5 protein-coding genes and 1 pseudogene are annotated in these 12,448 nt (G+C 69.5%); 1 reads left to right on the top strand and 5 read right to left on the bottom strand.

Annotation, left to right across the window (positions count from 1 at the left end):
* Nucleotides 1–365: 365 nt before the first annotated feature.
* Nucleotides 366–929: pseudogene (gene mug, locus E0504_RS52090) on the top strand (G/U mismatch-specific DNA glycosylase); the annotation flags it as partial.
* A gap of 331 nt (nucleotides 930–1,260) precedes the next feature.
* On the opposite strand, the gene E0504_RS16305 reads toward mug, so the two are convergent.
* From E0504_RS16305 to rplA, 5 genes are all read right to left on the bottom strand, one after another.
* Nucleotides 1,261–5,151, bottom strand: coding sequence for a DNA-directed RNA polymerase subunit beta' (locus tag E0504_RS16305; RefSeq protein ID WP_071066150.1), 3,891 nt, complete (start codon nucleotides 5,149–5,151; stop codon nucleotides 1,261–1,263).
* Between the two features lie 160 nt (nucleotides 5,152–5,311).
* Nucleotides 5,312–8,737, bottom strand: a complete 3,426-nt coding sequence (gene rpoB, locus E0504_RS16310) for a DNA-directed RNA polymerase subunit beta (RefSeq protein WP_071066151.1) — start codon at nucleotides 8,735–8,737, stop codon at nucleotides 5,312–5,314.
* A 1,278-nt stretch (nucleotides 8,738–10,015) separates the two neighbouring features.
* The gene (gene rplL / locus E0504_RS16315; protein ID WP_071066152.1) at nucleotides 10,016–10,408 is read right to left on the bottom strand and encodes a 50S ribosomal protein L7/L12; all 393 of its coding nucleotides are present in this window, start codon (nucleotides 10,406–10,408) and stop codon (nucleotides 10,016–10,018) included.
* A 206-nt stretch (nucleotides 10,409–10,614) separates the two neighbouring features.
* The gene (gene rplJ / locus E0504_RS16320; RefSeq protein ID WP_071066153.1) at nucleotides 10,615–11,163 is read right to left on the bottom strand and encodes a 50S ribosomal protein L10; all 549 of its coding nucleotides are present in this window, start codon (nucleotides 11,161–11,163) and stop codon (nucleotides 10,615–10,617) included.
* A 433-nt stretch (nucleotides 11,164–11,596) separates the two neighbouring features.
* A complete protein-coding gene (gene rplA, locus E0504_RS16325) occupies nucleotides 11,597–12,310 on the bottom strand; it encodes a 50S ribosomal protein L1 (protein WP_071066154.1) in 714 nt (237 codons plus the stop codon).
* Nucleotides 12,311–12,448 lie beyond the last annotated feature (138 nt).

Genomic DNA, 12,448 nt, shown 5'->3' on the forward strand with positions numbered 1-12,448 from the left:
TCACTCACCCGCCACACATCTCGCGGGCCGGCGCGGAGCGCCCTGATCTACGGTGGGCTGATCCGGGTGGGGGTGGATGATCCGCAGGGGCGGCGACAAACGAGGATGCCAGGATGGCCAGCACCAGACCGCCCAGCCAGGGCACCGCGCCGGACCAGCCGTCCCCGGCCGACCAGACACCAGAAGACACGCCGTCGCAGACGCTCACCCTGTCGACGGGCCCCACGCTGCCATCAGAAGCTGCGACGCCGGGAACGGAAGCCGCGCCGGTGCAAGAAGCCGCCCCCGCGCAGGAAGCCACGGACAGGCCCATAGCCGCCCCGGCACCGGAGGCCGCCGACACGCCTGTAGCCGGGCCGGCGGCGCTGAGGTCACCGAAGCCGCCGCGGCGGCCCCGACCGGACCGTGCGGAGCTTCTCGCGGCCTATGGGAAGACCGTCCCGGACCTCGTCGGTCCGGAGACCCGGGTGCTGCTGTGCGGTATCAATCCGTCCCTGGAGTCCGGCGCCACCGGATTCCATTTCGGGACGCCCAGCAATCGGCTCTGGCCGGTCCTGCACTTCGCCGGGTTCACCGGGCGCCGGCTGCATCCGTCCGAGACCGAGCACCTACGCGCCCGGGGCATCGGAATCACGAATCTGGTGCACCGCTCGACCGCTCGCGCCGATGAGATCGCTGACGACGAAATCAGGGCCGGTGTGCCGGTACTCATCGAGCTTGTCGAACGGATCCGCCCGGAATGGGTCGCCTTTCTCGGGCTCGCCGCGTACCGCATCGGCTTCGGGCGGCGGACGGCGAAGGTCGGTCGACAGCCGGAGCGCATCGGTCCCGCCGGGGTGTGGCTGCTGCCGAACCCCAGTGGGCTGAACGCGCACTACCAGCTACCCGACCTTGTCCGGGTCTACGGCGAACTGCGCGAGGCCGCCTTCGGGCCTGTCACGGCCACCACGCCGACAGCGGGCCCGACCGCGGGTCCCTGGGCTCAGGTCCGGACACGGCGGCGGCTGACGGCGGCTGACGGCGACGGCGGTCGGTGGCGCCGGCCGACGCAAACGCCGAACGGCCCGGTGAACCGCGTACCTGCACGGTTCACCGGGCCGTCCCGGTCACAAGAGTCGGACGCCCGAGCCGGATACCCGACACCGGGCGCCTGACGCCAGGCGACGAGCGCCCGGCCGTCAGACACCAGGCCTGGCACCGGGTGCCGGACGAGCGCGGTCACTGCCGCGGTCGCCCGGCACCGGAGTCAGGCTCGCTGGCTCAGCGGTAGTCGCCCGAGCTGCGGTAGTCGAACTCGTCCAGCGGGACGGCCTGGCCGGATCCGGCACCGAAGGCGCCGTACTCGACCGAGGCGCCGTCCTCGTAGCCGCTGACCGAGTACATCGCCGCGCGCGCCTCGTCGGTCGGCTCCACCCGGATGTTGCGGTACCGGGAGATGCCGGTACCCGCCGGGATGAGCTTTCCGATGATGACGTTCTCCTTGAGGCCGACCAGCGAGTCCGAGCGGGCGTTGATCGCCGCGTCGGTGAGCACCCGGGTGGTCTCCTGGAAGGACGCCGCCGACAGCCACGACTCGGTGGCCAGCGAGGCCTTGGTGATGCCCATGAGCACCGGGCGGGCCGAGGCCGGCTGGCCGCCGATCTCCACCACGCGCCGGTTCTCGCCCTCGAAGCGGGCGCGCTCGACGAGCTCACCCGGCAGCAGCGTGGTCTCCCCCGACTCGAGCACGTTCACCCGCTTGAGCATCTGGCGGATGATGATCTCGATGTGCTTGTCGTGGATCGACACACCCTGCGACCGGTACACCTCCTGGACCTGGTCGACCAGGTGGAGCTGCACCTGGCGCGGGCCGAGGATGCGCAGCACCTCGTGCGGGTCGACGGCGCCGTCGATCAGCTGGGCGCCGACGTCGACCCGCTCGCCCTCACGGACCCGCAGCCGGGAGCGGCGGGAGACCGGGTAGGCGATCTCCTCGCTGCCGTCGTCGGGGACGATGACGACCTTGAAGGTCTTCTCCGTCTCCTCGATCTTGACCCGGCCGACGACCTCGCTGATCGGGGCCTTGCCCTTGGGGCTACGGGCCTCGAACAGCTCGACGACACGCGGCAGACCCTGGGTGATGTCGTCACCGGCGACGCCACCGCTGTGGAAGGTACGCATCGTGAGCTGGGTTCCCGGCTCACCGATGGACTGGGCGGCGACGATGCCGACGGCCTCGCCCACGTCCACCAGCTTGCCGGTGGCCAGCGAGCGGCCGTAGCAGTGCGCGCAGACACCCATCCGCGACTCGCAGGTGAGCGCCGAGCGCACCCGCACCGACTCGATCCCGGCCTCGATGATCTGGCCGATGACCACGTCGCCGGCGTCGGCGCCGGCCGGGACGACGACCTCACCCTGGGCGTCCACCGCGTCGGAGGCGAGCGAGCGGGCGTACGCGGAGGTCTCCGCGTAGCGGTCGCGCACCAGCACCCCGTCCGGTCCCTTGCGGGCGATCCGGGTCAGGATGCCGCGCTCGGTGCCGCAGTCCTCCTCGCGGACGATGACGTCCTGGCTGACGTCCACCAGACGACGGGTCAGGTAACCCGAGTCGGCGGTCCGCAGGGCGGTGTCGGCGAGACCCTTACGGGCACCGTGCGTCGAGATGAAGTACTCGACGACGGTGAGGCCCTCGCGGAAGTTCGCCTTGATCGGCCGCGGGATGATCTCACCCTTGGGGTTGGAGACCAGTCCGCGCATGCCGGCGAGCTGCCGGATCTGCATCATGTTTCCGGCGGCCCCGGAGTTGACCAGCGTGTAGACCGGGTTGGTCTCCGGGAAGTTCGCCTCCATGGCCTCGGCGATCTTGTTCGTCGCCTCGGTCCAGATCTGCACCAGCTCGCTGCGGCGCTCCTCGTCGGAGAGGAAACCGCGGCCGAACTGCTTCTCGACCCGCTCGGCCCGCTGCTCGTACTCGTCGAGGATCTGGGCCTTGTTCGGCGGAGCCACGACGTCCTCGATCGCCACCGTCACACCGGACCGGGTGGCCCAGTAGAAACCGGCGCTCTTGAGGGCGTCCAGCGTCGCAGCGACCTGGATCTTCGGGTACCGCTCGGCGAGGTCGTTGACGATCGCCGCCTGCGCCTTCTTGTTCAGCTGGGCGTTGATGAAGGGGTAGCCCTCCGGCAGCGCCTCGTTGAGCAGGCAGCGCCCGAACGTGGTCTCCAGGGTGAACGGGTCACCCGGCAGCCAGTCGGCGGGCGGCGCCCACTCGGCGGGGGGCGTGCTCTCCCGCAGCCGCACCTGGATGCGGGCCTGCAGGTGGATCTCCCGCGCGTCGAAGGCCATCTGGGCCTCGGCGACGCTGGAGAAGAACCGGCCCTCGCCGATCGCACCCTCGGACACCCGGGACAGGTGGAACACCCCGGTGACCATGTCGAGGCTGGGCATGGCCAGCGGACGGCCCGACGCCGGCGACAGGATGTTGTTGCTCGACAGCATCAGGATCCGGGCCTCGGCCTGCGCCTCGGCGGACAGCGGCAGGTGCACCGCCATCTGGTCGCCGTCGAAGTCCGCGTTGAACGCGGTGCAGACCAGCGGGTGGATCTGGATGGCCTTGCCCTCGACCAGCTGCGGCTCGAAGGCCTGGATGCCGAGGCGGTGCAGGGTCGGCGCCCGGTTGAGCAGCACGGGGTGTTCGGTGATGACCTCTTCGAGGACGTCCCACACGACCGGGCGGGCCCGCTCGACCATGCGCTTGGCCGACTTGATGTTCTGCGCGTGGTTGAGGTCGACCAGGCGCTTCATCACGAACGGCTTGAACAGCTCGAGCGCCATCTGCTTGGGCAGGCCGCACTGGTGCAGCTTGAGCTGCGGGCCGACCACGATGACCGAACGGCCCGAGTAGTCGACGCGCTTGCCGAGCAGGTTCTGGCGGAACCGGCCCTGCTTGCCCTTGAGCATGTCGGACAGCGACTTGAGCGGACGGTTGCCGGGCCCGGTGACGGGCCGGCCGCGGCGGCCGTTGTCGAACAGCGCGTCGACGGCCTCCTGCAGCATCCGCTTCTCGTTGTTGACGATGATCTCGGGCGCGCCGAGGTCGAGCAGCCGCTTGAGCCGGTTGTTCCGGTTGATCACCCGGCGGTACAGGTCGTTCAGGTCGGAGGTGGCGAACCGGCCACCGTCGAGCTGGACCATCGGCCGCAGGTCCGGCGGGATCACCGGAACGCAGTCGAGCACCATCCCCATCGGGGAGTTGCGGGTGTTCAGGAACGCCGACACGACCTTGAGCCGCTTGAGCGCGCGGGCCTTCTTCTGCCCCTTGCCGCTGCGGATGGTCTCGCGCAGCGACTCCGCCTCGGCGGCCAGATCGAAGTCGGCGAGCCGGTGCTGCAGCGCCTCGGCGCCCATGCCGCCCTCGAAGTACTGGCCGAACCGGTCGCGCAGTTCGCGGAAGAGCAGCTCGTCCGGCTCGAGGTCCTGGACCTTCATGTTCTTGAACCGATCGAAGACCCGGTCGAGGTCGTCGATCTTGCGCTGGGAGCGGTCACGGATCTGGCGCATCTCGCGCTCGGCCGACTCGCGCACCTTGCGGCGGGCGTCGCCCTTGGCGCCTTCGGCCTCGAGCTGCGCCAGGTCCTCCTCCAGCTTGCGCTGGCGGGTCTCGACGTCGGCGTTCTTCTTGTCCTCGAGCTGCTGCTTCTCAACGCCGATGCGGGCCTCGAGAGTCGGCAGGTCGCGGTGCCGGGAGTCGATGTCGACCTTGGTGATCATGTAGGCGGCGAAGTAGATGACCTTCTCGAGGTCCTTCGGCGCCAGGTCGAGCAGGTAGCCGAGACGGCTCGGCACGCCCTTGAAGTACCAGATGTGGGTGACGGGGGCGGCGAGCTCGATGTGGCCCATCCGCTCGCGGCGCACCTTGGCGCGGGTGACCTCGACGCCACAGCGCTCACAGATGATGCCCTTGAACCGGACCCGCTTGTACTTCCCGCAGTAGCACTCCCAGTCCCGGGTCGGACCGAAGATCTTCTCGCAGAAGAGCCCGTCCTTCTCCGGCTTGAGGGTGCGGTAGTTGATCGTCTCCGGCTTCTTGACCTCACCGAACGACCACTGGCGGATGTCGTCCGCGGTGGCCAGGCCGATGCGCAGCTCGTCGAAGAAGTTGACGTCCAGCAAGACTGTCGCCTGCTCTCTCTTTCTCAGTCGGGACGCTGCCGGGGCCCCCGGGCCGGGGCCTGTGGGCTCCTACCCGGGTGGCACGAGTGGACGGGGGCGGGGGCCCGCCGTGACCGGCCGCAGCCGGTCGGCGCATCCGCCAGGCGGACCCCCCGTCACGTCAGACCTCTTCGACGCTGCTCGGCTCACGCCGTGACAGGTCGATACCGAGCTCCTCCGCCGCGCGGAAGACGTCCTCGTCGGTGTCCCGCATCTCGATGGAGACCCCGTCGCTGGACAGCACCTCGACGTTGAGGCACAGCGACTGCATCTCCTTGATGAGGACCTTGAACGACTCCGGGATACCGGGTTCCGGGATGTTCTCGCCCTTGACGATCGCCTCGTAGACCTTCACTCGGCCGACGACGTCGTCCGACTTGATCGTGAGGAGCTCCTGCAGGGCGTAGGCGGCGCCGTACGCCTCGAGCGCCCACACCTCCATCTCACCGAACCGCTGGCCGCCGAACTGCGCCTTACCACCGAGCGGCTGCTGCGTGATCATCGAGTAGGGCCCGGTCGACCGGGCGTGGATCTTGTCGTCGACCAGGTGCAGGAGCTTGAGGATGTAGATGTAGCCGACCGCCACGGGGTACGGGTACGGCTCTCCGGTGCGGCCGTCGTACAGCTCGGCCTTGCCGGAGGAACCGATCATCTGCTGACCGTCCCGGTTGGGCAGGGTGGCGTCGAGCAGGCCGGTGATCTCCTCCTCGCGGGCACCGTCGAACACCGGCGTCGCCACGTTGGTACCGGGCGGGGCCGCGTCGGCGCCGATGCCGCGCAGGCGCTCCTTCCAGCCCTCCGTGCCGGAGTCGACCTGCCAGCCGGTCTTGGCGACCCAGCCGAGGTGCGTCTCCAGGATCTGGCCGATGTTCATACGACGCGGCACACCGTGCGGGTTCAGCACGACGTCGACGGCGGTGCCGTCGGGGAGGAAGGGCATGTCCTCCACCGGCAGGATCTTGGCGATGACGCCCTTGTTGCCGTGCCGGCCGGCGAGCTTGTCACCGTCAGTGATCTTGCGCTTCTGGGCCACGTAGACGCGGACCAGCTCGTTCACGCCCGGGGGCAGCTCGTCGCCGTCCTCGCGGGAGAACACGCGGACACCGATGACCTTGCCGGACTCGCCGTGCGGCACCTTCAGCGAGGTGTCGCGGACCTCCCGGGCCTTCTCACCGAAGATCGCGCGCAGCAGGCGCTCCTCCGGGGTCAGCTCGGTCTCGCCCTTCGGGGTGACCTTGCCGACCAGCACGTCACCGGGCGACACCTCGGCACCGATCCGGATGATGCCGCGCTCGTCGAGGTCGGCGAGGACCTCCTCGGCGACGTTCGGGATGTCCCGGGTGATCTCCTCCGGGCCCAGCTTGGTGTCCCGGGCGTCGACCTCGTGCTCCTCGATGTGGATCGAGGAGAGGACGTCGTCCTGCACCAGGCGCTGGGAGAGGATGATCGCGTCCTCGTAGTTGTGCCCCTCCCACGGCATGAAGGCCACCAGGAGGTTCTTGCCCAGCGCCATCTCGCCGTTGTCGGTGCACGGGCCGTCGGCGATGACCTGGCCGGCCTCGACGCGGTCGCCCTCGAAGACGATCGGCTTCTGGTTGATGCAGGTGCCCTGGTTCGACCGGCGGAACTTCGCCAGGCGGTAGGTGCGCCGCGTCCCGTCGTCGTGCATGACGGTGATGTAGTCGGCCGACAGGTCCTCGACCACGCCGGACTGGCCGCAGACGACCACGTCGCCGGCGTCCTTGGCCGCGCGGGCCTCCATGCCGGTGCCGACCAGCGGAGCCTCGGAACGCAGCAGCGGAACCGACTGGCGCTGCATGTTCGAGCCCATCAGGGCACGGTTGGCGTCGTCGTGCTCGAGGAAGGGGATCATCGCCGTCGCGACGGACACCATCTGCCGCGGCGAGACGTCCATGTAGTCGACCTCGTCCGGCGGGATGAACTCGACCTCACCGCCCTTGCGGCGGACCAGGACGCGGTCCTCGGCGAACGTGCCGTCCGGGTTCAGCGGGGTGTTCGCCTGCGCCTTGACGTGGCGGTCCTCCTCGTCCGCGGTCAGGTAGTCGATCTGGCCGGTGACCCGGCCGTTCTCCACCTTGCGGTACGGGGTCTCGACGAAGCCGAACGGGTTGACCCGCGCGAACGTCGACAGCGAGCCGATCAGGCCGATGTTCGGGCCTTCCGGCGTCTCGATCGGGCACATCCGGCCGTAGTGGCTGGGGTGCACGTCGCGGACCTCGAAGCCGGCCCGCTCCCGGGACAGACCGCCGGGGCCCAGCGCCGACAGGCGGCGCTTGTGGGTCAGGCCGGCCAGCGGGTTCGTCTGGTCCATGAACTGGGAGAGCTGGCTGGTGCCGAAGAACTCCTTGATGGAGGCGACGACCGGCCGGATGTTGATCAGGGTCTGCGGCGTGATCGCCTCGACGTCCTGGGTCGTCATGCGCTCGCGGACGACGCGCTCCATCCGGGCCAGGCCGAGGCGGACCTGGTTCTGGATGAGCTCGCCGACCGTGCGCAGGCGCCGGTTGCCGAAGTGGTCGATGTCGTCGACCTCGTAGTTGTCCGGGTCCTGGCCCGCGTGCAGCTTGACGATGTACTCGATCGTGCGGACGACGTCGTCCTCGGTGAGGACGCCGACGTCGTGCGCGACCTCGAGGGTCAGCTTCTTGTTCACCTTGTAGCGGCCGACCTTGGCCAGGTCGTAGCGCTTCGGGTTGAAGAAGAGGTTCTCCAGCAGGGTCTGCGCCGACTCCCGCGTCGGCGGCTCGCCCGGGCGCAGCTTGCGGTAGATGTCGAGCAGGGCGTCGTCCTGGCTGGAGGTGTGGTCCTTCTCCAGGGTGACCCGCATCGACGGGAAGTCGCCGAAGCGCTCCAGGATGCGGGCCTCATCCCAGCCCAGGGCCTTGAGCAGGACGGTGACCGACTGGCGGCGCTTGCGGTCGATGCGGACGCCGACGGTGTCCCGCTTGTCGATCTCGAACTCGAGCCAGGCCCCCCGCGAGGGGATGACCTTGCAGGAGAACAGATCCTTGTCGGACGCCTTGTCGATCGCCTTCTCGAAGTACACACCCGGGGACCGGACGAGCTGGCTGACCACCACGCGCTCGGTGCCGTTGATGACGAACGTGCCCTTCGGGGTCATGAGCGGGAAGTCGCCCATGAACACCGTCTGGCTCTTGATCTCACCGGTGGTGTTGTTGGTGAACTCGGCGGTGACGAACAGCGGCGCCGAGTAGGTCATGTCCTTGTCCTTGCACTCCTCGACGGAGTACTTGGGGGGCTCAAACCTGTGATCCCGGAAGGACAGGGACATCGAGCCGGAGAAATCCTCGATCGGGGAGATCTCCTCGAAGACCTCCTCGAGCCCGGAGGTGATGGGGACATCGTTCCTGTCGGCGTCGATGGCCTCCTGGACCCGCTCCGCCCAGATGTCGTTGCCGATCAGCCAATCGAATGACTGCGTCTGCAGGGCGAGAAGATCCGGGACCTCGAGGGGCTCGATGATCTTTGCGAACGAGATGCGGGAGGCGGAACGCGAGGCGGCCAAGGTGGTCCTTCCGGTGGCCTGATCGTGGGGCTGGCGTCGCGGATGTCAAGGATCCGTAAGGGGGTGGTCAGGTGATCAGTGTCTCGCTACGGTTGTGCGGAACGTCGGCGGGGGGTACCCCGGCAATGCGAGGATCCCGAGATGGAGACTGCGTCGCGGATGCGGCAACCAGCCGGGCGGCGACCGCCCGTGCGGACGCCGGCGCGGGCGAAACGGTGGGGCCGAGCGCCCGCGTGATGCCTGGAGTCCACTGACTCGGGGCATGACGGAGCGGCCGCGGGTCTGGTCGGCACGTGTGTGGCAAGGCCACGCGGCGCCGGCGCGGCGATCTCGGATCGACGTGTCGGTGCAAGGGCGAGAAGTCTCGTTCGGGTCTCGGTTCGGACAGCCGGGCCGCCGTGCCCGCAAGCGAGACACGGCCACGCCGCTCTCGCGTCACCCCGAACCCGCTGAGGCGGCAGGTGCCCGGTCAATGGACCGAAGGACCGCGGACCGCCCCGCGGCGCGAACCCGATCACCCCAAGGGGCCGGATCCCGATGTCGAACGTGTTACCGACGAGCCCGATGCAACGAGAAAGACAGCGCAAACTAGCAGTGTAGCCGACGGCTTCACTGCTGGCAAGGACGAGACCTGATCACGTCGCGCGCCGCTTCCCTACGAAGGTTCGCGAAATGATGGAACTCCGTAGCCCCGGAGCTAGTCAAGGCCTCAAGGGCAACATCGTCTCGGCCCGATCTCGCCGTTGACACGTCGCTCCAGGTGAGCCGGACCGCCGCCGGCCGTCGGCGGCCGAGCGCCTTCGCCGGCCCGCCCCACGGGAAGATGCCCCGTGAGAAGGCCATTCGTGCATGAGACGGACGAAGACGTCGCCCTGATCGCGCCCACCGACCGGCCGCCCGAACGGCCGATCACGACCTCTCAGGCCGTCCCGCGGGCCCGCCCCACGGCCCGACGACGACACCGAAGTCTTACCACCACCGGCCCCGCCCGCCAGTCGGATCACCACCCGCCGCGCCGCCCCACCGGACCGCCGTGCCACCGTGCCACCGTGCCACCGGACGCCACTGTGCCACCGGACCCGCGCCGCCGCGCCGCACCCGGCCGCACAGTGCCGGACACACCGAAGCCCCGCCCCGGACGTACCGGGACGGGGCTCAAGGTCACCCGCTCCCCGACCGGCGGGAGGCCGGCCGGGGAGCGGGATGTCCGCCGCGACGACAGCGCGCTGGCGCCGGGGCCACGGCGGACCGGTGCCGGCAGGCGGCACCGGTACCGAACTACTTGACGGTGACGGTGGCGCCGGCGCCCTCGAGGGCCGCCTTGGCCTTGTCCGCGGCCTCCTTGGCGACCTTCTCCAGGACGGGCTTGGGGGCGCCGTCCACGAGGTCCTTGGCCTCCTTGAGGCCCAGGCTGGTGAGCGCGCGGACCTCCTTGATGACCTGGATCTTCTTGTCGCCGACGGACTCGAGGATCACGTCGAACTCGTCCTGCTCCTCGACGGCGGCGGCCTCGCCGCCCGCGCCACCGGCCACCGGGCCGGCCGCGATGGCGACCGGGGCGGCCGCGGTCACGCCGAACGTGTCCTCGAACTGCTTCACGAACTCCGAGAGCTCCAGGAGCGTCATCTCCTTGAACGCTTCGAGGAGATCGTCGGTCGAAAGCTTCGCCATGGTGGCGGTTCCTTCCTGGTAATGCCGATCAGATGATCCGGCGCCCGGCCGTGCCGGGGGGTGTCGTCAGGTGGGTGGTCGGTCGTCGCGCCCCGTGGGACGCGGCCCCGCCGGGACACCACCCGCGTGGGCGGCTCGGTGCGGGCCAGCTGTGGCCACACCGGGACACCGCCTCGCGGGACGGGGGTCCCGTCAGGCGTCGCTCGTCAGGCGTCCACGGAGACCGGCTCGGCGCCGGCCGTCTCCTCCCGCTGCGCGCGCAGGGCCTCGGCGAGCCGAGCCACCTGCGACAGCGGGGCGGCGAAGAGGCCGACCGCCTTGGCCAGCGAGCCGTTCATGGCTCCGGCCATCTTGGCGAGCAGGACCTCGCGGGACTCCAGGTCGGCGAGCTTGCGGATCTCCTCCGCATTCATCGCCTTGCCTTCGACGACCCCGCCCTTGACGACCAGAGCCGGGTTGGCGCGGGAGAAGTCCCGCAGGCCCTTGGCCGCCTCGACCGGGTCGCCGCCGACAAACGCGACGGCCGTCGGACCGACGAGCAGGTCGTCGATGCCGGACACGCCGGCCTGTGCCGCGGCGATCTTGGTAAGGGTGTTCTTGACCACCGCGTAGCGGGTGGTCTCGCCGAGGGCGCGGCGCAGCTCGGTGAGCTGACTCACCGTCAGGCCGCGATACTCGGTCAGCACCGCGGCGGTCGAACCACGGAACTCCTCGGCGATCTCCGCCACCGCGGCGGTCTTCTCCGAGTTCGCCATCGGGCTCCTTCAATGGTCGGCCGGCCATATCGAAGGACCCGGAAACGACGAACGCCCCGGCGCAGGAGGCACGGGGCGTCAAGGGCGACGATCTTCGCCCGCCGACCGTACCCACCTGGGTGAGTTCGGAGCCGGCACAGCGGCGATGCGTGAGCCACTTCCCGTCCGCCACCTACGCGGGCCGCTCGGGGAAACCGAGCCTTCGGCCTCCGACGACAGGTCTCCGAAAAACTCGGGACCCGACGGCCGGAGTACGACCAGCGGTCTTCGGTGTGGAACTGTTCATCATCGTAGCAGGAGCAACGCGGAACGAACGAAGGGCACACACCGCGGACGGTGCGTGCCCTCGTCGTGCCGTTCGATTCGAACTGGTCCGGCCCGGTCGTACGATTCCGGTCGAACTCGTCCGGTCTTCCGGTCGGCGCCGTTCCGGTCAGGCCGAGATCTCCTCGAGGAGGTTCCGGGTCCGGTTCGGGTCCACGGGGATGCCGGGGCCCATCGTCGTGGCGAAGGTGACCTTCTTGAGGTACCGGCCCTTGGCCGCCGACGGCTTGACCCGGACGATCTCGTCGAGGGCGACGGTGTAGTTCTCGATGAGCTGGGTCTCGGAGAAGCTCACCTTGCCGATGACGATGTGCAGGTTGCCCTGCTTGTCGACCCGGAAGTTGATCTTACCGCCCTTGATGTCGCCGACGACCTTGGCGACGTCCAGGGTGACGGTGCCGGTCTTCGGGTTCGGCATGAGCCCACGCGGCCCGAGGATGCGGGCGATCCGGCCGACCTTGGCCATCTGGTCGGGCGTCGCGACCGTGGCGTCGAAGTCGAGGAAGCCCTCCTGGATGCGGGCCACCAGGTCGTCGCTGCCGACGATGTCGGCGCCCGCGGCGGTGGCCTCGGCGGCCTTCTCGCCGGCGGCGAACACCGCGACCCGCGGGGACTTACCGGTGCCGTGCGGCAGGTTGACCGTGCCACGCACCATCTGGTCGGCCTTGCGCGGGTCGACGCCGAGCCGGATGGCGACCTCGACGGTGGCGTCGTACTTCGTGGACGACGTCTCCCGGGCCAGCCGGGCCGCGTCGAGCGGGCTGTAGAGAGCGGTCGCGTCGATCTTCTCTGCCGCGGCGCGGTAGGCCTTGCTGCGCTTCATGAGTTCTCCTCGTGGTGTTGGCGGGTCCCGCTCCGCGCCGTCCGACCCGGGCTCAACCCGGGCCGTGGCAGCGACGAGCCCTCCCACATACCTGCGTTCATCCGTGCGTCGCGACGAGCCCGCCGCGATGTCACACGT

This window comes from Parafrankia sp. BMG5.11, from assembly GCF_004337455.1.